Source organism: Butyricicoccus intestinisimiae (assembly GCF_018918345.1).
GTDB classification, from domain to species: domain Bacteria; phylum Bacillota; class Clostridia; order Oscillospirales; family Butyricicoccaceae; genus Butyricicoccus_A; species Butyricicoccus_A intestinisimiae.
In genome coordinates this window covers 549,342-571,218 of record NZ_JAHLQI010000001.1, presented here as the reverse complement: position 1 = coordinate 571,218, position 21,877 = coordinate 549,342, and the positions used below count along the sequence as shown (strand labels likewise).

The 21,877-nt window shown below is 49.2% G+C and carries 20 protein-coding genes; 17 read left to right on the top strand and 3 right to left on the bottom strand.

Features of this window, described 5'->3' with window-relative positions; genetic code table 11:
- The first annotated feature begins 2 nt into the window (after positions 1-2).
- The 5 genes from KQI75_RS02900 to KQI75_RS02880 all read left to right on the top strand — a co-directional run bounded on the left by KQI75_RS02900 (position 3) and on the right by KQI75_RS02880 (position 3,734).
- Positions 3-200: a hypothetical protein gene (locus KQI75_RS02900; RefSeq protein ID WP_281416170.1), complete on the top strand. Its 198-nt coding sequence runs from the start codon at positions 3-5 to the stop codon at positions 198-200.
- A gap of 135 nt (positions 201-335) precedes the next feature.
- On the top strand, positions 336-1,607 hold the full coding sequence (locus KQI75_RS02895; protein WP_216469174.1) for a double-cubane-cluster-containing anaerobic reductase: 1,272 nt from the start codon (positions 336-338) through the stop codon (positions 1,605-1,607).
- Between the two features lie 62 nt (positions 1,608-1,669).
- Positions 1,670-1,945, top strand: a complete 276-nt coding sequence (locus tag KQI75_RS02890) for a DUF3343 domain-containing protein (RefSeq protein ID WP_216469173.1) — start codon at positions 1,670-1,672, stop codon at positions 1,943-1,945.
- Positions 1,946-1,954: 9 nt separating this feature from the next.
- The gene (locus KQI75_RS02885) at positions 1,955-2,728 is read left to right on the top strand and encodes an acyl-CoA dehydratase activase (RefSeq protein WP_216469172.1); all 774 of its coding nucleotides are present in this window, start codon (positions 1,955-1,957) and stop codon (positions 2,726-2,728) included.
- Between the two features lie 22 nt (positions 2,729-2,750).
- A complete protein-coding gene (locus tag KQI75_RS02880; protein ID WP_216469171.1) occupies positions 2,751-3,734 on the top strand; it encodes a Gfo/Idh/MocA family protein in 984 nt (327 codons plus the stop codon).
- 46 nt (positions 3,735-3,780) lie between these two features.
- Here the strand turns inward: KQI75_RS02880 and KQI75_RS02875 are convergent, their stop codons facing one another.
- Entirely contained in the window at positions 3,781-4,437 is a 657-nt protein-coding gene (locus KQI75_RS02875; RefSeq protein ID WP_216469170.1) for a hypothetical protein, read from the bottom strand.
- A 276-nt stretch (positions 4,438-4,713) separates the two neighbouring features.
- On the opposite strand from KQI75_RS02875, the gene KQI75_RS13755 reads away from it, so the two are divergent.
- Genes KQI75_RS13755 through KQI75_RS02855 form a run of 4 tightly spaced genes read left to right on the top strand, consistent with a single transcriptional unit; the run spans position 4,714 to position 8,338 of the window.
- Positions 4,714-5,604 (top strand): YARHG domain-containing protein, encoded by an 891-nt coding sequence (locus tag KQI75_RS13755; RefSeq protein WP_216469169.1) that lies wholly within the window; start codon positions 4,714-4,716, stop codon positions 5,602-5,604.
- 20 nt (positions 5,605-5,624) lie between these two features.
- Positions 5,625-6,812 carry a hypothetical protein gene (locus tag KQI75_RS02865; RefSeq protein WP_216469168.1) on the top strand — a complete coding sequence of 396 codons (1,188 nt, stop codon included), beginning with the start codon at positions 5,625-5,627 and terminating at the stop codon, positions 6,810-6,812.
- An 18-nt stretch (positions 6,813-6,830) separates the two neighbouring features.
- On the top strand, positions 6,831-7,595 hold the full coding sequence (locus tag KQI75_RS02860; RefSeq protein ID WP_216469167.1) for a hypothetical protein: 765 nt from the start codon (positions 6,831-6,833) through the stop codon (positions 7,593-7,595).
- Positions 7,592-8,338, top strand: coding sequence for a hypothetical protein (locus KQI75_RS02855; RefSeq protein ID WP_216469166.1), 747 nt, complete (start codon positions 7,592-7,594; stop codon positions 8,336-8,338). The genes KQI75_RS02860 and KQI75_RS02855 overlap by 4 nt, the downstream gene beginning before the upstream one ends.
- A 433-nt stretch (positions 8,339-8,771) precedes the next feature.
- Here KQI75_RS02855 and KQI75_RS02850 read toward each other — a convergent pair whose 3' ends face one another.
- Positions 8,772-10,274 (bottom strand): tagaturonate reductase, encoded by a 1,503-nt coding sequence (locus tag KQI75_RS02850; protein ID WP_216469165.1) that lies wholly within the window; start codon positions 10,272-10,274, stop codon positions 8,772-8,774.
- Positions 10,275-10,311: 37 nt separating this feature from the next.
- Complete coding sequence (locus KQI75_RS02845; RefSeq protein WP_246566317.1) at positions 10,312-11,793, bottom strand: UxaA family hydrolase; 1,482 nt, start codon at positions 11,791-11,793, stop codon at positions 10,312-10,314.
- Positions 11,794-12,130: 337 nt separating this feature from the next.
- Between KQI75_RS02845 and KQI75_RS02840 the strand changes: the two genes are divergently transcribed.
- The 8 genes from KQI75_RS02840 (at position 12,131) to KQI75_RS02805 (ending at position 21,779) form a co-directional block, all read left to right on the top strand.
- Positions 12,131-13,132, top strand: coding sequence for a LacI family DNA-binding transcriptional regulator (locus KQI75_RS02840; RefSeq protein WP_216469163.1), 1,002 nt, complete (start codon positions 12,131-12,133; stop codon positions 13,130-13,132).
- 34 nt (positions 13,133-13,166) lie between these two features.
- Positions 13,167-14,204, top strand: a complete 1,038-nt coding sequence (locus KQI75_RS02835) for a TRAP transporter substrate-binding protein (protein ID WP_216469162.1) — start codon at positions 13,167-13,169, stop codon at positions 14,202-14,204.
- Positions 14,205-14,708, top strand: coding sequence for a TRAP transporter small permease (locus tag KQI75_RS02830; RefSeq protein WP_216469161.1), 504 nt, complete (start codon positions 14,205-14,207; stop codon positions 14,706-14,708).
- 23 nt (positions 14,709-14,731) lie between these two features.
- The gene (locus KQI75_RS02825) at positions 14,732-16,039 is read left to right on the top strand and encodes a TRAP transporter large permease (protein ID WP_216469160.1); all 1,308 of its coding nucleotides are present in this window, start codon (positions 14,732-14,734) and stop codon (positions 16,037-16,039) included.
- 21 nt (positions 16,040-16,060) lie between these two features.
- Complete coding sequence (uxaC, locus tag KQI75_RS02820; RefSeq protein WP_216469159.1) at positions 16,061-17,476, top strand: glucuronate isomerase; 1,416 nt, start codon at positions 16,061-16,063, stop codon at positions 17,474-17,476.
- Between the two features lie 109 nt (positions 17,477-17,585).
- Positions 17,586-18,227, top strand: coding sequence for a bifunctional 4-hydroxy-2-oxoglutarate aldolase/2-dehydro-3-deoxy-phosphogluconate aldolase (gene eda, locus KQI75_RS02815; RefSeq protein ID WP_216469158.1), 642 nt, complete (start codon positions 17,586-17,588; stop codon positions 18,225-18,227).
- Positions 18,227-19,249: a sugar kinase gene (locus KQI75_RS02810; RefSeq protein WP_216469157.1), complete on the top strand. Its 1,023-nt coding sequence runs from the start codon at positions 18,227-18,229 to the stop codon at positions 19,247-19,249. The genes eda and KQI75_RS02810 overlap by 1 nt, the downstream gene beginning before the upstream one ends.
- Before the next feature lie 82 nt (positions 19,250-19,331).
- A complete protein-coding gene (locus KQI75_RS02805; protein WP_216469156.1) occupies positions 19,332-21,779 on the top strand; it encodes an S-layer homology domain-containing protein in 2,448 nt (815 codons plus the stop codon).
- The last annotated feature ends 98 nt before the right edge of the window (positions 21,780-21,877 follow it).

Genomic DNA, 21,877 nt, shown 5'->3' with positions numbered 1-21,877 from the left:
GCTTGTTGCTGGCATTTGATGAAGTCTACCATTCCACAACAGAAGCGGAACAGAAAGAGTTTATGAAAGCCTTTATCGAGCGAATTGAGATGTTCCCGGAGAAAAGGAAAGACGGAAGCTGGATAAAGAAGATCGTGTTCAATTTTCCTGTGCCTGTTGATGGTGAGGAAGTGAAAGAACTTCCCTTTTTTCCGGTATAATAAAAGCATCAAAACCATCTGACAAGAATTGACATCTTTCATTCCCTATGTTATGATAAGAACGAAGAAGTGACTACTTGAGAACTCGTATTCTTTGGGAATGCGGGTTCTCTTTGTTTCAAAGGAGAGATAAGCATGGCAAATTACGTTGAAATGTGGAAAGAACTCGGTATGGATTTGGAAAATCATGACGCACTATGTCAGGTGCTGCCAACGGCCTTCGGAGATGTATATCTGTCTCAGGAAAACCGTCCGGCAGCGATGGATTTCTGGGATATGGTTGTGGCAGATATTCACGGCATTCGTCCTGCGGAGCTGATTGAAGCACAGAAAAAGGGACAGAAGGTATTTGGTACGTTCTGTGTATATGTGCCGGATGAGGTTGTTCTCGCGGCAAACGGTATTGTTACCGGTCTGTGCGGCGGTTCGCAGTTCTGGGTATCCGGCGGTGAAAAGGTGCTTCCAAAGAGCACATGTCCGCTGATTAAGGCATCTGTCGGTGCTCGACTGGATCGCACTTGCCCCTTCTTCCGCATTGCAGATATGTATGTTGGTGAGACCACTTGCGATGGCAAGAAAAAAGCATGGGAAATTCTCGGCAAAGATGTTCCGATGCATGTCATGGACATGCCGCAGATGAAGCGCGAAAAGGACATCAAAAAATGGGCAGAAGAAATTGCAGATTTTGCTGCCGTTGTAGAAAAGATGACCGGCAACACTATTGAGCCGGAAAATCTCAACCATGCGATTCATATCGTCAATGAAAAGCGCAAGGCACTCGCTCGTGTATATGAAGCACGAAAAGCAGAAAAACTTCCCATCAGCGGCAAGGATGCTCTGCTCATGATGCAGATTGCCTTTTTTGATGATCCGGTTCGCTGTGCACAGATGGCAAATCGTCTGGCAGATGAATTGGAACAGCGCATTGCAGACGGTGTTTCCGTCTTCCCTGCCGGAACCAAGCGTATTATGGTAACCGGAACACCGATGGCCATTCCAAACTGGAAGCTACATCATATTATCGAAACCAGCGGTGCCGCTGTCGTATGTGAAGAGACCTGCACAGGCACGCGATATTTTGAACGGCTGGTCGACGAAAGCAAAGAAACTTTGGAAGAACAGTATCGGGCTTTGGCTGAACGCTATATGGGCATCAACTGTGCTTGCTTCACGCCGAACACCGGCAGAATTGATGATATTCTCCGTCTGGCAAAGGAATATCATGTAGACGGCGTCATTGACGTCAATCTGAAGTTCTGTTGTCTGTATGACACGGAAGGATATACGGTAGAGGCAGCACTCAAGGAAGCTGGTATTCCGGTTCTTGGCATCGAGACGGACTATGATGATGCCGATGCAGAACAGCTGCGCACAAGAATTGAAGCATTTGTGGAAATGCTCGGATAAATCCATCTCTATTGACCTGTCAGAAATGGCAGGTCAATCCCATCTATAAGGAACGAATGATTATGGAAAAACAAAAACAGATTAATTATTATATTCTGTTTGAAAACTACACGCAAGGTATGGAGCTGCAAAGCTATCTGCGGGCAGAAAATATCCCGTCTCGCATCTCGCCTGCTCCCAGATGCATACAAGGAGAATTGGGCTGCGGCATGTCTATCTTATTAAAACCGGAAGATTTAGAACGCGCCAAGCAATGCATAGAAAAAAATCATGCTGCGTATCACGCCATTGTTCCTTTGGAAAATCAAATCAATCCAAAAAGAAATCGTTTTTGCTAGGAGAAAGAGATGCAGTATTCTATCGGAATTGATATTGGTTCTACCAGTGCCAAGGTCGCTGTATTAGATACCAATCAAGAATTAGTATATCATGCTGTCAAACCAACCGGTTGGAGCAGCATAGAAATCGCACAAGAAATGCTCGATCTTGTACAGGCGCAAGGCTTTGATGGAAAAACAAGTCCTTGGGTTGCCACAGGATATGGACGAAATTCTGTTTCGTATGCAGATAAGACGGTGACAGAAATCAGCTGTCATGCCAAAGGTGCGGTCTGGCTGCATCACAATGATAATCTAGTCGTCATTGATATTGGCGGGCAAGACACAAAAGTAATTCTCACACAAGATGGCAGAGTCGAGCATTTTATTATGAATGATAAATGTTCCGCTGGCACAGGGCGATTTTTAGAGGTTATGGCAAATTCTCTCTCCCTTCGCCCTAACGATTTATGTGCACTCGCAGAACGCGGAAGCGGTATAACAATTAGTTCTATGTGTACAGTATTTGCAGAATCCGAAGTGATTAGCTTGATTGGAAAAGGTGAATCGAAGGAAAATATCGCATATGGCATTGTCGATTCTATTGTTGATAAAGTCGCCGGACAATGCGCCAAATTAGAACTTGGAACCAATATGGTCTGCCTAACTGGCGGTCTGTGTGAGTGCGAATACATTCAACGAGCACTGGGAGAAAAATTAAAACGAACGGTTTATACTTCCCCGCTCAATCGATATGCCGGTGCTATCGGCGCCGCACTGTTCGCCGCAAACTTGCAGAAATAGATCATCAAAAGGAGAACTGTTTATGAATCACTCTCTCAATTGGGCTGTTCTCGGAATAGGCGTCATTGCCAATGAGATGGCGCAAGCATTGCAAAAAATGGGAAAATCCCTGTATGCCGTCGGCAATCGCACGCATGAAAAAGCCGTGAAATTCGCTGAAACATACGGTGTCCACAAGGTTTACGACTGCATAGATGACATGTTCACGGATGAACAGGTAGATATTATTTATATCACCAGCCCGCACAACACACATTATGCGTTTATGAAACAGGCACTGGAACATGGCAAGCATCTGCTTGTGGAAAAGTCTATCACGCTGAACAGCCGAGAACTGGATGAAATGATACAGCTTGCCGAGCAAAATCATTTGATTTTGGCAGAAGCGATGACAATTTGGCATATGCCGCTGTACAAAAAGCTGTGGGATATGGTTCGCGGCGGAGAATTTGGAAAAGTCCAAATGATTACAGTAAACTTTGGCAGCTTCAAAGAATACAACATGGAAAATCGCTTTTTCAATTTGAATCTGGCTGGCGGTGCGATGCTGGATATCGGCGTGTATGCGCTGTCTGTCGTGCGCAGCTTTATGGACGAACAGCCAAATCAAATCATCAGTCAGTGGAAATCATCCCCGACCGGCTCTGACGAACAGGCAGCGATTTTGCTGCAAAATCCATCCGGTCAAATGGCAGCCGTTGCATTGTCGATGCATTCCAAGCAGCCCAAACGCGCCATGATTAGCTGTGAAACAGGCTATATTGAAATCATGGAATTTCCAAGAGCGGATCGGGCGGTATTTGTTGATGCAGAGACCGGCAAGCGAACGGAAATCACCTGCGGAGAAAGCAGACAGGCACTCTATTATGAAATGACGGATATGGAGGACGCCGTGCAAAACGCAGATGCTTCCGCGATGCAGCTGCCGTATTCCAAGGACGTCATGGACATCATGACCAAACTGCGAAAGGATTGGAAGCTGCAATATCCAAAGGAACAGTGGTAAACAAAAAAGCCCAACCATTTTCTGTCAATGGTTGGGCTTTGTGCTGTCAGCGCCGCGAAACAATTTCAACGGAGGATTTGATGTTGAGCACGCAAAAATCTTCGTATGTATACAATGGATAGGTATGAATTTGTTTGAATCGCTTGCATGCCGTCAGGATAACGAATCCGGCAATGCCGAGAAGCCAAAATAAGACATGCAGCAAAAAGGTCTGCAAAACATACTGCGTGTGCGCGATATATGCAAAGCAGAAAATTTGTCCAAGCTCCAAGAGAACAAAGACCGCAAGAGAAAAGCAGATGCAAAACGTCAAACAAAAGAAATACTTGACTGCGCCGTATCGTGTCTGGGTGTGAAAACAGAAAATAGCAGTCGCCAGCAGACAGAAAAACAAGCCGCCGTAGCCGTGCACAAGAAGGTTGTAAATTGGATAACGGATGTTGCAGGACAATACCTGACCCAAAATATAAGCAGTCAGAATGAGAACGTAATACGCGAACAGCATCAAATGACTCGGGCGAAACGGATGGATGCGCCCAATCAAATAGGGAACTGTCAGCCAAAATACAGTCAGCAGAGACAGCAGACAGTGCGGTAGATTGACAGTAAATAAATAATATACAGCAAGCGCGATGCTGAGCGGGACACACAGCATGACAAAAATGCCGTTGATGCGGCCGAACAATCGTTGACGCTCTTTCATAAAACGGCGCTCCTTTCGTACAATCAAATCGAACATTCGTTTATTATAGCACACAATCCGCGCAATAGATATATGCGCAGCGGAAAAACCGAAAAGATTAAAAAATGCACACGATGGAAACAGAAGTCGTTGCATATTACGATTTGATGACAGAAAGTTCACGCTTTTTTCAGAATTAGAACCATAGACAATATTATAGTGCCGTGATACAATAAAAACGACAATTCTCACATAAAACTCGGGGTAAAAGAAGCAGAAAGGAGAATTTGGTATTCCGTGGGGTCAACATATATAAGAAAACTGCTGGCGCATGTGGTGCGCCTCTGTGCCTCTTTGGGAATTGCGGCGCTTTGCTTTGACGGCATTGCTTGGCTGGGAATCAAATATCACTGGATTTATGCTCTGGTGCAAACGTATGGTTCGTGGCTGTTTGTTATCCTGCTGTATCTGATGCTGTACAAGGCATATCAGAATTTTGGAAGCTGGAAACGCAAAGATATTTTGTGGGAACGCTTTGCCATTGCGCCGGAAAATTTTTCGCAGATGCTGCTGGATGATACGGAAAATGTCATGCTGATGCGGGATGACCGAGAGAAAAAGGTTAGAACCTATCGCAATCTTGTTAGCGGCGATTTGATTGTCACAACATATGATGTGCCGCTGCGCAAACAGAAAAATCGGCGCAATCTGCATGTTCTGTTGTGCGTCATCGCGGCGGTTGCGCTGTCGATTGGATTACAGGCTGTGCCGCGCATCAGCAATTGGAATCAGAAACTCGGCGCAGCACAGCTTGCCTATGGATACGATGTATCCGACGGACTGCCCGGCGTACAAGCCTACTGGAAGGAGCTGATGCCGGATTTGCCTGATTTGCCGGAACTGCCCAGCTTGCAATTGGGAAGCAAACGGTATGTTTTGCCTGCGTCCGGCGTCCGCAGGCTGACAGAAAAAGATGTTGCGGGAATGGATCAAGAAACCATTCAGCTGGCAATCAACGAAATTTATGCGAAAAATGGCTATGATTTTGCCTCCAATCCTTCAATACAGGAATATTTCCTGCAAAAAAGCTGGTATCATCCTACTGTATCGACTACAGCGGAGGCACAGGCAAACTTTTCTGATGTGGAGAAATATAACGTGAATTTTCTCGCACAGCATAGAACGTGACAACGCAAAGGGGATAAACAATGAGCAGTATTACATTTACGATGCTGGGTCTGTCCGGTACAGGTAAGACGCACGCATGCAAATCGCTTTTTTATATGATGGAGCGAGATAAATCCGATCACAAGGTCTACTTGACAGCAACCGGAAAAACCGTACAGGAAAAGCTGCAAAATACACATTTCATTCGCAATTATGCGCCGGAAACGCGGGATCAGTTTACCTGCTCCGGCACAGAAGGCGTGTGGGAGCTGCCGCTTGCGCTGTGTGTCGGCTATCGGCAGGGACTGCCGACATGGCCGATTTTGAACGCGCCAATCCGCGACTATGCGGGCGGCATTGTAAAGACCATCGCGAGCGGTATGCGCGATGATGTCGACTATGAGCGCAGAATGAATGCAGAAAATCTCATGAACGCAATTTTAAGCTCGGATGTTTTGATGCTGCTGGCAGATGCCAACATTCTTTCCGAACAGGCTGGGCCGAATGGCTCGTTGGACAAGATTGAGGAAGCGCTTGCCAGAGATATTGACGATATTTTCATGAGCTATGTGGAAACCGAAGACAGCGAATTTACGCGGCGGCAGCGCACGGTCATTCTGATGCTGACAAAATGTGATTCCAATTTGATACCGGAACAACTTGCGGCAGATGATTTCCAAGGATTGATGGCGCGTGCCGCAACGGTATTTAGCCCCATTGTGCGCGTGTGTGAGCAAAACAATTGGCCGTTCGCCATTGTGCCGACGTCTGCCTGCGGCAATGGAAATTCCTATACGCGGCGGGAGGATTTTGGCAGATATGAGTCCTCACTTGATCCCAATTGCGGCATGCAGCCGTATGGATTTGATTTGGCGTTTTTGTACGGCTTAATGTCTGAATTACAGTACCGCGCGACGAATAAAATAGATGACAGCGCAGAAACACACAGAACAGAGGAGCTCAATCGGGAACAGCGCGCCGCTGTGGACAAAATCAGCCGCAAGGAACAGGAAGCCAAATGGAAGCTGTATCGGGAAACCGCGCAGTATTTGCAGGATCATCTTGAACACCTGCTCAATGCACCCAATGGCAGCTATATTCTGCACGAACGCTCCAATCCGTTTTTTGAGCGTTCATATGAAAACGCGCCGGAGTTGCGCAATCAAGACGATTTGATTACCACGATGCGTGATGTCAAATCCAAGGTCAAATCATGGTTTCACTTGTGAGAGAAGGGACGCGAATCTATGAAATGGTATACGGTGTTTAACAGCCGAACAAAGTTTTCGGACTACCGAAACATGGCGCCGCTTCCGCAGATGTCAGAGCAGGCCATGCAGTGCTTTCGTCAAAAGCGATTGGAAGCACAAAATGGCAGCATCAATCCAACCGTCTATGCTGTCGTGACGGCAAAGGATGTGCTGCTGTTCCGCATTTTGCTGACAGGACAGCAGGATCAGTACGGCAGAGATATTCGGTGCGCAGAGGGCTTGTACGGTTCGTGTGCCGACATGCGCAGAGAATGGGAAACTGTAATCACGCTTGCGACAGGACTGTGGAATAAGCCGGACAGCTGGTACACACAGGTTATACAGGATGAACACGTTGCCATGCTGACACCGGAACAAGCGATACAGTCTGTCATGGATTTTGTGCCGGATACCTTGTCCGGAATCGTATCGCCGCGCGATATGATTGCAAAATCAGATACCATTTGCTGCTTTACAATCGGACAAAACGGCATCCAGCTCGCACAGCCGCTGACATATCACGGGAGAACGGTCTGGCAGCCGGCACAGAGGCAGCAGGAGTATAAGATTATCTGTCATATCGAAAAGACGGAAAGACAGGCGTGGATGGAAGCAGTAGACTGCAAGCATGGAAAGCAGAGCATGGTGCGCAGTGAATACATTGCGATGACGCAAAACGGATATCCGGTCAAAAAAATGCAGCAGGCTGCGCAGACGCTGCGCGATTATATGGAAGAACAGGGATGGAGGGAAGCACCATGACCAAGCAAGCAGAAGGAAGCTTCTTCCGCTTTGATTCCAAATCTGAAATTATTTGGATGCAGGATAAAGAGCGTGCAGGACTGCGCGAGCTGCTGACGCGAGCCGATTGCCACGGCGGAGAAAACGATATATTTTTTCTGTGTTTGAAAGAAAAAAACATCTTGGCGCGCGTGGAACGGGATGAAAAGACAAAAAAACTGCATTTTCTGGGCATGGCATTTGACGCCGCACAGCGACACATTTGGTATTATCTGCCGGAGCTGATTGCAGTGCTTGTCAAGATGTTCCAGACTTCGGATTATGCAGCTTATTTCGCCTCGGAAAAATCCTTTTCTTGGAATTTGGAGGGAGAGCAGACGCAGGAGATTTTACGCGGAGCACGGCAGCAAGAGAACGCGTTGATGCAGGCGGTTGATCTGTGTGTGGAAGAAAATAAAGCTGCATTGGAACCGCATGCGGTCGCCTTTTGCGGCATAGAGTCAGGACAATATCAAGCGGATGGCATTGTGTTTTATCCATATGCGCACAAGACTTCCGTGAAAACGCTGCCGATTACATCAAAACGCACCAAAGAAACCGCCTTGTACCTCAAACCGCCAAAAGTATTCCGTGCATGGACGATTACCGATAAACAGGATAAAATTAAAATATCCAATATCCGCGAGTCCCAGAGCTGGAACAGTTTGTATCAGCGCATTCGCACGGAGTGGGAAGCAGATTTGCTTGATCCGGAAGAACAATAAAATAGCATATAACAAAGTCCGCAGCCAAAGGAGAATATGGCTGCGGACTTTTGAATAAGAGAATTAGATATGGATGTTAGCAATTTGATGTGTGTTCCCCCATGCGGCCGGAGAAAGGAAGTCAGCCGCATGGGGCTCAATAAGGAGAGTTAAAAAATAAGGTAGGTATAGTGAAAATTGGATGCATACCTTGTGGTATTTCCGCCGTGCGAACGGGGAAAGGAATCCGCTCGCACGGTAGAAATACAATAAGGAAAATGAAAAATAGATGGTATCTGTAAGATATGAATAATACCGGTTTGGTGTGTTCCCCATGCGGCCGGAGGAAAGAAAATCGACCGCATGGGGCTCAATGAGGAAAGTTAAAAAATAAGGTAGGTATTAGTAAAATTGAGTGAAATTGTGAGAAGTGTGACGGTCAGAGAACGGATGATTACAGCAGTTCCTTCATCACTTCGTAGGTTCCCTTGGCATCAATCTCGTCAAGGTAAGCAACAACAGCCTGCTCGAAGCCTGGAACTTCTGTCAGATCCTGACCCCAGAAATCGGTGTTGGTCATGACAGCGTGTGCCAGTGCTGCGTTGTTGTCATCCTTGTGTGCCTCATAGAATTCCAGAATGCTCTGGTCATCCTTGATGGTATACTCATTGCCCTTGGCACGCTTGCCGATCAGACCCTCGTTTTCCAGGCGGGAACCATGATAGAAAGCAATGTAGAAGGCAAACGAAGCGGTGATGCACTTCGGCAGGGTGCCTGTGTTCTTTACATAACCGAGGAAGGACGGCATGACGCGAGCCTTCCACTTGGATGTGGAATTCAGCGAGATTGCCAGCAGAGCATGGTCAATAAACGGGTTCTTGAAACGCTCGGTAACAGCGTGTGCAAAGTCCTTCAATTCATCTTCCGGCAGAGTCAGTGTCGGAATGATTTCGTCATAGATGGTCTTGTTCATAAAACCACAGATGACATCATCGTGCATGCAGTCGCGGACAATGTCCTGACCAGCCAAGTACGCACCGAGTACCATGGAAGTATGTGCACCGTTGAGGATGCGAACCTTGCGCTGCTTGTATGGCTTGTGGTTGTCGGTAATCAGAACCGGCAGACCAGCTTTTGCAAACGGGATTTCGTCATGAATGGACTGCGGACCCTCGATGACCCAGAAGCCAAAGATTTCGCCGGTGTCCAGAACCTGATCGATATAGCCGTTTTCTTCGTTAATCTTGTCAGCTTCTGCACGCGGATAACCAGTTACGATGCGGTCTACCAGCGTGGAGCAGAAGGTGTTTTCCTTTTCAATCCATGCGATGAAATCGTCGCCCAGATTCCACTGACGAGCGTAGCGCAGAACGCACTTTTCCAGTTCCTTGCCGTTATCGTCAATCAGCTCGCAGGCGAGGATGATAAATCCCTTGCCCGGCTGCGTGCCGAACTTCTGGAAGCGGCGATACAGGAACTGCGTCAGCTTGGCCGGATAGGTGGACGGAGGCGTTTCGGTGAACTGGCAGGATTCATCATAAGCGATACCGGCCTCGGTGGTGTTGCAGGTGATGAAACGCAGCTCCGGATTATCCGCACATGCCATAACAGCCTCATAATCCGCATAGCTGTTCAGGCAGCGGCTCACGCAGGAAATGACGCGCTTCTGGTTAATTTCTTCGCCGTTCTCAAAGCCGCGGAGATACAGCGTGTACAGACCGTCCTGATCGTTGATGACCTTTGCCAGATCAAATGCTCCCGGTGGGGTGGCAATCGGCTGCACCAGAACAACTTTGGAGTTGAAGCCTGCGTGTTCGTTCATCATATCAATGAAGTAATCTACGAATGCACGCATGAAATTGCCTTCGCCGAACTGCAAAATGCGTTCCGGTGCATCTTTCAGCACATATCCGTCATATCCAGATTGCTTTAAAGTCTCATAAGACAGATGGTTCATAATAATTTCCTCTCTTTCTATTTTTCTTACTACTTTTTTACAGAGTAACGCCCTGCTTAAAGATTGCCATGTCGTGGAATCCAGCCTGTTCGGATTTTACCGGACTGCCGGAAGCAACTTCCAATACATAGTCAAACAGCTGTTCACTGAGCTGCTCCAACGTTGTGTCCTCTGTCAGCACGCCGCAGTTAAAGTCAATCCAGTTGTTTTTCTTGGATGCCAGCGCGGAGTTACTGGAGATTTTCATAGTCGGAACAGGGGAGGCGAATGGGGTGCCGCGGCCTGTAGTGAACAATACGATGTGCGCGCCGGCAGCAGCCAGTGCAGTAGAAGCAACCAAGTCGTTGCCTGGTGCGCTGAGCAGATTGAGACCGTGCGTCTTTACCCGCTCGCCATACGGCAGAACGTCTACAACCGGTGCACTGCCAGACTTCTGTGTGCAGCCCAAGGACTTGTCCTCCAGTGTGGAGATGCCGCCCTTTTTATTGCCGGGAGATGGATTCTCGTAGATTGTCTGGTCGTGACGCTTGAAATAGTTCTTGAAATCGTTGATGAGATCGACGGTTTCGGAAAAAATCTTTTCATTTTCACAGCGATTCATCAGAATGGTCTCTGCGCCGAACATTTCCGGCACTTCGGTCAGGATGGTGGTGCCGCCCTTGGAGATGAGCAGGTCGGAAAAGCCGCCGACAGTCGGATTGGCAGTGATGCCGGACAGACCGTCCGAACCGCCGCACTTCATGCCGATCACCAGTTCGCTGCAGCTGATCGGTTCACGCGTGAAGCCGTCTGCATACTGAACCAGCTCCTCGATGAGCTTGAGTGCATCTTCCACTTCGTCCTCAGACTCCTGACAGACGAGGAACTTGACGCGCTTTTCATCATAGTCGCCGATGTACGGCTTGAGTACGTCGATGTTGCTGTTTTCACAGCCGAGACCCAAGACAAGTACGCCGCCGGCGTTCGGATGCTGAATCAAATCTGCGAGAATCTTTCTGGTGTTTTCCTGATCGTCGCCCATCTGAGAGCAGCCATACGGATGCGGGAAGGCGGCGATGCTGTCGATGTTGTCGGTCTTCAGTGCCTGTGCGCGGCGCTCAATGGCGCCGGCAACATTGTTCACGCAGCCGACCGTCGGAATAATCCAGATCTCGTTGCGAACACCAACCTTGCCGTCCGCGCGACGATAGCCCTGAAAATACAGTTCATTCGTCGGGGTCACCGGCATGCCGTTTGACTCGTAGGTGTACGTAAGAAGATCCCCCAGACCTGTCTTTATATTGTGTGTGTGTACCCATGCACCGCATGGGATGTCCTCTTTTGCAACTCCGATTGGAGAACCATACTTGATAACAGGCTTTCCGGCACGGATATCGGCAAGTGCGAATTTGTGTCCCTGCGGGATGTCCTCTTTTAATGTTACCGTCTGGTCTTGAATCTCGACAACGGTTCCGGCAGAAAGCGGAGCCAGCGCGACGGCAACGAGGTCATCCGGATGGATTTTTAAATATGTTTTCAAGATGAGTATCTCTCCTCTTTGCTGAGAAAGCCGTAGACTGCAAAAACAGTATATAATATGTATGGGATATAAACGTTTTAGAAAAGTTACGGTTTCTTCGAAATGTGGGTTGTGTGTCTGCGAATTCCGGTTTTGTAAGAGCTTACATTCAAGATACGCTTGCTGCCGGAAAATGTCAACCCGTTTTTTGAAATTTCTCTTTTGGAATATGGTTTTTGTGAAATGCATACAAAAAAATCCGAATGTTATTGGCAAAAACGTGCATTGCCATGTGTGACCAAACCGTGTAAACTTGATGTTGTAAGAGCTTACATAACGATTTCCGGAGGTTTTGACAATGAATATTTACGATATCGCAGAACTCGCAGGCGTTTCCATTGCTACTGTATCAAGAGTGGTAAACGACAGTCCAATGGTCAGTGAAAAGACCAAGCGGCGTGTACGCAAGGTGATGGAGGAAAACAACTACACACCGAATGTATTCGCGCGGGGCTTGGGTTTGGACTCTATGAAAACGGTCGGACTCATGTGCCCGAACGTGGCAGATGCCTATATGGCGAGGGCGGTCGCTTATTTGGAGCAAAACCTCAAGGAGTACGGTTATGACTGCATCCTGTACTGCAGCGGCTATGATGACGAAGAGCGGCGGGTCGCCGTCAATTCCATTCTTCAGAAGAGAATTGACGCACTGGTGCTCATCGGTTCCAGCTATGCAGAGGATGATGAGGATTCCGAGAAGGTAGAGTACATTCGGGAAGCGGCAAAGCAGGTGCCGGTCTTTATGATGAATGGCTGTATCCGCGGAGAAAATATTTATTGCGCCTTGTGCAATGATTTCCAAGCGGCACACATGGCAGTGACGGAGCTGATTCAAACAGGAAAAGAAGACATTCTGTTTCTGAGTGATTCGCATTCGTACAGTGCCAATCAAAAGCTGAAAGGATATCAACAGGCACTTCGTGATGCCGGCATGCCGGTAAACGAAAAGTTGTGCGTATATGCAGAAAACCGGATTGATCGCGTCCGTGATTTGCTTCTTTCGCGAAATGATTTGATGTTTGACGCAGTCTTTGCAACAGAAGACGGTCTGGCAATCGGCGCGCTCAAGTACGCAAAAAAGCGCAACTTGTCCGTACCGCGCGACATCAGTATCATTGGATACAACAATTCTGAGCTCTCTGTCTGCTGTGACCCGGAATTATCCACTGTCGACAGCCGTGGCGAACGCCTTTGCAAGATTATCATTGATTCTATGATGCTTCGCTTAAAAAATCGAGAGATACGCAGCAAAGTATACGCCAATGGTTTTCTGGTTCGAAGGGAAACCACAGATTTTTAAGCTTTTGTAAAAATGGGAAGGAGAAATCCGCCAAATGAGACGTATGAAAAAATGGATTGCCCTCGTGCTGTGCCTGTGCATGTTCAGCGTAAGCTGTCTTGCACTCACAGGCTGCAGCTCCGTGGGAGATGGGAAAAAGATTATTCGAATTGCACACTCTCAGTCAGAAACACATCCGGAGCATCTGGGACTTCTGAAGTTTAAAGAGTATGTAGAAGAGAACCTCGGAGATAAATATGAGGTTCAGATTTATCCGAACGAACTGCTCGGTTCGCAGAAAAAAGCAATCGAGCTGACACAGACCGGTGCCATTGACTTTACACTGGTTGGCACCCCAAACCTTGAAAATTTCGCTGATGTATATGAAGTATTCAGCATGCCGTATCTGTTCACTTCCGAGGAAGCGTATCATGCAGCGATGATGGATACCGATTATATGGACAAGATATATGAATCCACCGATGAAGCCGGCTTCCGTGTCCTGACTTGGTACGATGTTGGTTCCCGCAGCTTCTACGCAAAGAAGAAGATCGAGACACCGGCAGACCTGAAGGGTCTGAAGATCCGCGTACAAGAAAGCCCGGCAAGCATCAAGATGGCGAATGCCTTCGGCGCAGCTGCTTCTCCGATGAGCTTCGGCGAAGTATACACCGCCATTCAGCAGGGCGTTATCGACGGCGCAGAGAACAACGAGCTGGCACTGACCAACAACAAGCACGGCGAAGTAGCCAAGTACTACTCCTACAACCGTCATCAGATGGTGCCGGACGTGTTGGTTGGCAACCTGAAGTTCCTGAATTCTCTGTCCGACGACGAGATGAAGGTATTTAAGGAAGCTGCTGCACTGTCCACCGAGGTAGAGCGTGAAGAGTGGAGCAAGCAGGTAGAGCAGGCAAAGAAGATTGCACAGGAAGATATGGGCGTTACCTTTGTAGACGTTGATGTACAGCCGTTCAAGGAAGCTGTCAAGGACGTACAGAAGGAAATGCTGGCAGACAATCCGGACATCAAGGATCTGTATGAGCACATCCAGACGTTCAACGCAAAATATGAGGGGAAAGGTGACGATTAAATGAAAGCGCTTACATCAATTCGAAAGGGCATTGACACCGTCCTGAGCTATGCGTGTGGTATTGTTTTCGCCTTCATGGTATGCGTTGGCACGTATCAGATCGTAACACGCTACTTTTTCAACAGCCCGAGTACCGTTTCCGAAGAGCTGCTGACATACAGTTTTACCTGGATGGCACTGCTTGCGGCTGCTTATGTATTCGGCAAGCGCGACCACATGCGCATGGGCTTCCTCGCAGACAAGATTGAGGGAACACCGAGAAAAGTACTGGAAATCGTCATTGAACTGCTTGTTATGGCAATGGTAGGCTGTATCATGATTTTCGGCGGTGTATCCATCATGAAGCTGACAATGACCCAGAGCACGGCTTCTCTGGGCATCCCGATGGGCATCGTTTATGCGATTCTGCCGATTTCCGGCGTCCTGATTTTCGTCTATGGTATTCTGAATATCATTGACCTGTGGCACGGCACGGAGCGGGAAACCCGCGAAGTCAAAGAGTGACACATAGAAAGGAGAAATAAACAATGAGTACTGCTATTTTATGCGGCTTGATTATTTTAATCACGCTGATTATCATGCTGATTGCCGGCGTACCGATCGCCGTTGCACTTGGCGTTTCCTCCGTATGTGCCATCCTGCCTATCATGGACTTTGATGTTGCAGTTTTGACCGGTGCACAGCGAATCTTTTCCGGCATTTCCGTCTTTAGCCTGCTTGCGATTCCATTCTTTATTCTAGCGGGCAACATTATGAACAAGGGCGGCATCGCCATCCGTATTATCAATCTCGCTAAGGTTATCACCGGCCGCACGCCGGGCGCTTTGGCACAGACCAATGTTCTGGCAAACATGCTGTTCGGCGCAATTTCCGGTTCCGGTACCGCCGCAGCATCCGCAATGGGCTCAATCATCGGCCCGATCGAGAAGGAAGAGGGCTACGACCCGAGCTTCTCCGCAGCAGTAAACGTAGCAACCGCTCCGACGGGTCTGCTGATTCCGCCGAGCAACGTTATGATTACCTTCTCTCTGGTATCCGGCGGCGCATCGGTTGCAGCACTGTTCATGGCAGGCTACATCCCGGGCATTCTGTGGGGTCTCGCTTGTATGGCAGTGGTATACTTCATGGCAAAGAAGCGCGGCTATCGCAGCACCGCAAAGTACACGGCTGCTGAGGCATTTAAGATTTTCCTTCAGGCGCTCCCGTGCCTGCTGCTGATTATCATTGTAATTGGCGGCATCATCGCCGGCGTATTCACCGCAACCGAAGGTTCTGTCGTTGCTGTGGTATACAGCCTGATTCTCTCTCTGGTATTCTACAAGTCGATTAAGCTCAAGGATCTGCCGAAGATTTTCATCGAGAGTGCAGAAATGACCGGCATCATCATCTTCCTGATTGGTGTATCTGGCATCATGTCTTGGGTTATGGCGTTCACCAACATTCCGGAAGCAGTTTCCGCTGGCATGCTGGCAATCAGCAGCAGCAAAATTGTCATCCTCCTGCTCATCAACATCATTCTGTTGGTTGTTGGTACCTTTATGGACATGACTCCGGCAGTTCTGATTTTCACCCCGATCTTCCTGCCGATCTGCGAAGCACTGGGCATGAACATGATCCATTTCGGCATCATGATGATCTTCAACCTTTGCATTGGCACCATCACCCCGCCGGTTGGCACGACGCTGTTCGTTGGCGTAAAGGTCGGCGGCGTCAAAATCGAGACGGTCATCCGTCAGCTGCTGGTTTATTTCGCAGCAATCTTCATTGTACTTCTGCTTGTTACCTACATCCCGCAGCTGTCTCTGTGGCTGCCGAGCTTGATGGGTTACGTATAAAAGAAAGGACGATTATAAACAATGAAAGCATTTATGGATTCTGAATTTCTGCTGAGCACGGAAACGGCGCAGGAACTGTTTCATACTTATGCAGAGAAAACACCGATTTTAGACTATCACTGCCATATCAACCCGCAGGAAATTGCGGAGGACAGACAGTTTGAAAACATCACCCAGGTTTGGCTGGGTGGTGACCACTACAAGTGGCGTCAGATGCGTTCCAACGGCGTAGACGAATACTACATCACCGGCGGCGCTTCTGACAGAGAAAAGTTCCAGAAATGGGCAGAAACTCTGGACAAGGCAATCGGCAACCCGCTGTTCCATTGGAGTCATCTGGAGCTGCAGCGTTACTTTGGCTATCACGGTGTGCTCGGCGCAGATACGGCAGAAGAAGTTTGGAATCTGTGCAATGAGAAGCTGAAGCAGCCGGAAATGAGTGTGCGCAATCTGATTCGTCAGTCCGGCGTTACGCTGATTTGTACGACGGACGATCCGGCGGATGATCTCAAGTGGCACAAGGTCATCGCGGCAGATGACAGCTTTGATGTAAAGGTTCTGCCGGCATGGCGTCCGGACAAGGCAATGAATCTGGAAAAGCCGGAATATCTCGATTATCTGGCAACGCTGGGTGAAGCTGCCGAAATGAAGATTGCTTCGTTTGCGGATCTAAAGGAAGCACTGTGCAAGCGCATGGCATTCTTTGATTCCATGGGCTGCCGTGCATCCGATCATGCATTGGAATATGTCATGTATGTTCCGGCAAGCGAGGAGGAAATTGAAGCGATCTTCTCCAAGCGTCTGGCGGGCGAGACCATCACCCGTGAGGACGAGCTGAAGTTCAAGACGGCGTTTATGCTGGCAGTCGGCGCAGAGTACGCGCGCCTCGGCTGGGCAATGCAGCTGCATTACGGCTGTAAGCGCGACAACAACACCGGCATGTACAACAAGCTGGGTCCGGATACCGGCTATGACTGCATCAACAACTATGCACCGTCCAGCCAGACCGCAGATTTCCTGAATGCACTGAATGAGACAGGCAAGCTGCCAAAGACCATTATTTACAGCTTGAACCCGAACGATGATGAGGCAATCGGCACGATCCTGGGCTGCTTCCAGAATTCAGATGCCGTTGGCAAGATTCAGCAGGGCAGTGCTTGGTGGTTCAATGACAACAAGACCGGCATGATGAAGCAGATGACTTCTCTTGCAAATCTGGGTCTGCTGGGCAACTTTATCGGTATGCTGACCGATTCGAGAAGCTTCCTGTCTTATCCGAGACATGAGTACTTCCGCCGCATTCTGTGCGAGCTTTTGGGCAGCTGGGTAGAAAACGGTGAGTATCCGAAGAACATGAACAAGCTTGGCGCAATCGTCAAGGGTATTTCGTATAACAATGCTGTAAATTACTTTGAATTTCCGTTAGAGACCAAGTGAGTAAAAGTCCAACCGCACCGGCTATGAGTGGGACGGCCGGTGTGGAGAAAACGATTTTTTCTCGATTTCACGGAGGTTCACGTGTATGATGATTTGGAGGTTATATCAAATGAATACAATGAATCAAGCAATTTCCGAGATTGGTGTTGTACCTGTTATCAAGCTGAATAATCCGGAGCGCGATGCGGCGCCGCTGGCAAAGGCACTGTGCGCAGGCGGCGTACCGGTAGCAGAAGTGACGTTCCGCGCAGCAGGTGCACCGCTCGCCATCAAGGTGATGAAGGAAACCTGTCCGGACATGATTGTCGGCGCAGGCACGGTAACCACCGCGGCACAGATTGATGAAGCCATCGAAGCCGGCGCACAGTTCATTGTAACGCCGGGTATGGATGAAGATCTGGTGAAGTACGCGCAGGAAAAGAAGATTGCAATTTATCCGGGCTGCACGACACCGTCCGATTACCACACCGCACTGAAGTATGGTCTGGAAGTGCTGAAATTCTTCCCGGCTGAGCAGTCCGGCGGTCTGGCAAAGATCAAGGCAATGAGTGCTCCGTTCCCGCAGTTCAAGGTTATGCCGACCGGCGGCGTGTCCCTGAAGAACCTGAAGGAATATCTGAGCAGCCCGATCATCGCGGCATGCGGCGGTTCTTACATGGTATCTGCAACGCTTATCGACAACCAGAAGTGGGATGAAATCACAGATCTGTGCAAGCAGTCCCGCGAAATTGTAAAGGAGGCACGTGCATAATGGCTAAGGTAGTAACTTTCGGTGAACTGATGCTTCGCCTTGCTCCAAACGGATATTATCGTTTTTTTCAGAATGATCAGATGCAGGCAACCTTCGGCGGCGGTGAAGCAAATGTCGCTGTATCGCTGGCAAACTACGGCATGGATGTATCGTTTGTCACCAAGCTGCCGGAGCATGCAATCGGTCAGGCAGCTGTAAACAGCCTGCGTTACTTTGGCGTAGACACCTCTAAGATTGTCCGCGGCGGCGACCGCGTTGGCATCTATTTCTTGGAGAAAGGTGCTTCGCAGCGCGGCTCTGTATGCATTTATGACCGCGCACATTCTTCGATTCAGGAGGCATCTGCTTCTGATTTCAACTGGGATGAAATCTTCGACGGCGCAGAGTGGTTCCATTTTACCGGCATCACACCGGCACTGGGTGCAAATGTTGTGGAAATCTGCCGTGATGCGTGCAAGGCAGCCAAGGAGCGCGGCGTCAAGATTTCCTGCGACCTGAACTATCGCGGTAAGCTGTGGACCCGTGACGAAGCACGTGCAGCAATGACCGATCTGTGCCAGTACGTTGATGTTTGCATCTCCAACGAGGAGGATGCAAAGGACGTATTCGGCATTGAGGCAGAAAACACGGATATTTACGGCGGCAAGCTCAACAAGGAAGGCTATAAGTCTGTAGCAAAGCAGCTGGCTGACAAGTTTGGCTTTGAAAAGGTTGCCATCACGCTGCGCACATCCATTTCGGCGAGCGACAACGACTGGGCAGCAATGCTGTATGACGGAGAGAACTATTGCTTCTCGAAGGAATACCATCTGCGCATTACCGACCGCGTTGGCGGCGGCGACAGCTTTGGCGGCGGTCTGATTTATGCGCTGATGAACGGAAAGTCCACACAGGCTGCTGTAGAGTTTGCTGTTGCAGCTTCTGCACTCAAGCATTCTGTAGAAGGCGACTACAACCGTGTGACCGTGGCAGAAGTCGAAAAGCTGGCAGGCGGTGACGGCTCCGGCAGAGTACAAAGATAACCCAATTTATCTTCTTTTTTCCGGCGGGCGGCGGGGTAGGAGTCTGCCGCCCGTAAAAAGAGACAGAGATGGAGAGAAAATTATGAAAAAGAATATCACATCGAGCGTTCGAAAGTGTATCGCAGGCGTGCTGAGCATGGCGGTTATGGCCGGCAGCATGGCAGTTCCGGCACTCGCTGCGGACAACACCCAGAGTGATTCTCTGCTGACCTATCAGGTGGCAGACGGATTGAATCTGAATGACACAACGGCATTTGCCGATTCTGCGACAGCGTGGCAGTATGCAGACAAAATCAGCAGTCATGTTGACACGTCGGTTGCAGCTATGCGTGCCATCTTTGCACAGCGCAAGGTGAGCATCGTGGACTATGGCGCACAGCCGCACGCTGTTTTTGACATTGTGGAAGGCACATACAAAAAGTCTGACGCAGACGCAAAGGCAGAAGCGGAGCTGGCAAAGACCAACACCAAGGCGATTTATGCAGCAATCAAGGCAGTCAGCGAAGCCGGCGGCGGCACAGTTGTCGTTCCGGCGGCAGACGGTCAGGTATTCTATACCGCACCGATTCATCTGGAAGACAATGTCAATCTGTGCATTGAAAAGAATGCGACGCTGAAGTTCACCACGGATACCAGCCTGTACTGCGGCGATCTGATGAAGGAAGTTTATGGCGACACGGTAGACGAGCAGGGCTTGACTCTGACCCGTTTTGAGAGCGTAGAGCTGATGAACTATTCTCCGCTGATTTACGCATACGGCAAGAAGAACATCGCGCTGACCGGTGAAGGCACGTTGGACGGTCAGGCAAGTGTTGGCGACGGCGAGCATCCGGAGACCATGGTATGGCAGCAGTGGAAGAAAAAGCGCACCTATGCAAACGGCACGACCGTCGAGGCACAGAATGCGGCAGTCAACAAGCTGTATGGTCAGGGTCAGACCGATGTTCCGGTTGCTGAGCGCCAGTACGGTGAGTCCGAGCACGAAGAGTGGAGCGGTGCAGATGACGGCTTCCTTCGTCCGAACTTCATTCAGCCGTACAACTGCCAGAATGTCCTGATTGAAGGCGTTTCTATTAAGAATTCTCCGATGTGGGAAATCAATCCGGTTCTGTGTGATACCGTTTTGGTAGACGGCGTTTCTATCAACAGCCATCTGCACAACAACGACGGCTGTGATCCGGAATGCACCAGTAATATGGTTATCCGCAACAACTCGATTGATGTTGGTGATGACTGCATGGCAATCAAGTCCGGCAGAAACGGCGATGGTCTGCGCATCAACCGCCCGAGCTTTAACATCGTGCTGGAGAACAACACATTTGTTGACGGCCACGGCGGCGTAACCATCGGTTCGGAAATTACCGCTGGCGTCAAGAACATTTTCTCCGAGAGCAACGAGATGAACAGTGACGATCTGGAAGCAGCATACCGCTTTAAGACCAACTACATCCGCGGCGGCACGATTGAAAATGTGTACTATCGCAACGACCATGTCAAGATGGTAAAGAGCACCAAGCCGGTTATTCTGGTTGATCTCAACTATGACATCAAGAACGAAGTCAAGCGCATGGAAGCTTTCGGCGTCAACTATAAGGCATACATCCCGCAGTTCAAGAATGTGCTGTTTGAAAATGTATCCGTCAACGCAGCCGATGAAGCAGGCAAGGGCGGCAAGTACGCACTGCAGCTCAATGGCTTTGACGTCAGCAGCATTGCAAGCTCCTGCACCGTAGAGCCGGGCACACCGGATTGCTACATTTCCGATTTCACCATTCGCAATTCCAGCTTTGTCGGCAGTGAACAGAATTTCCAGATGACCAATGTTGACGGTCTGACCATGGAAAATGTCAGCATGACCGGCAGCACCGCAGCAGACAGCCTGTCTAAGTGCAAGAACCTGACCTTTAAGAACTGTGATTTTACCGGTTCTAAGACCCAGCGCAGCGTATTCGGAGCAACCGAAGGCGTTACCCTGACCGGTTCTGTATTTGACGGTGACTACACGGACGTGCCGGCTGATACTTGGTACACGGATGCTGTATATGCAGCACGGGAAGCAGGCACGATGCTTGGCATGTCGGATAAGATTTTTGCACCGGACGCACAGCTTTCCCGCGCACAGGTTGCACAGATTCTGTACAACCGCGCAGGCAGACCGGCACACAGCGACACACAGGCATTTGCCGATGTAGACAAGGACGCATGGTTTTATGATGCTGTTCAGTGGGCTGCCGAAAACGGCGTAGCAAGCGGCATGGGCAACAAGAAGTTTGCACCGAACGAAGCAGTTACCCGTGAGCAGCTGGCACAGTTCCTATATGCAGAAGCAGGCACACCGGCAGCATCCGGCACACTGGACTTTGTCGATGCCAATACCGTTTCCGGCTGGGCAACACCGGCTGTCACTTGGACAGTACAGAATCACGTGATTTCCGGCGATAAGCAGTCGGACGGAACGCTTCTGCTCAACCCGCGCGGCAACACAACACGCGCACAGACTGCAGTGATGCTGAACAATCTGGCATCCTAACGATAGCTTCTAACAGATACTGGTATCTGTTAGAAATACATGATTCTTTTCCTATTAAGTGAATCCTTTCCCTAAAAAAGCCTGCCTGTTCCTTCGGG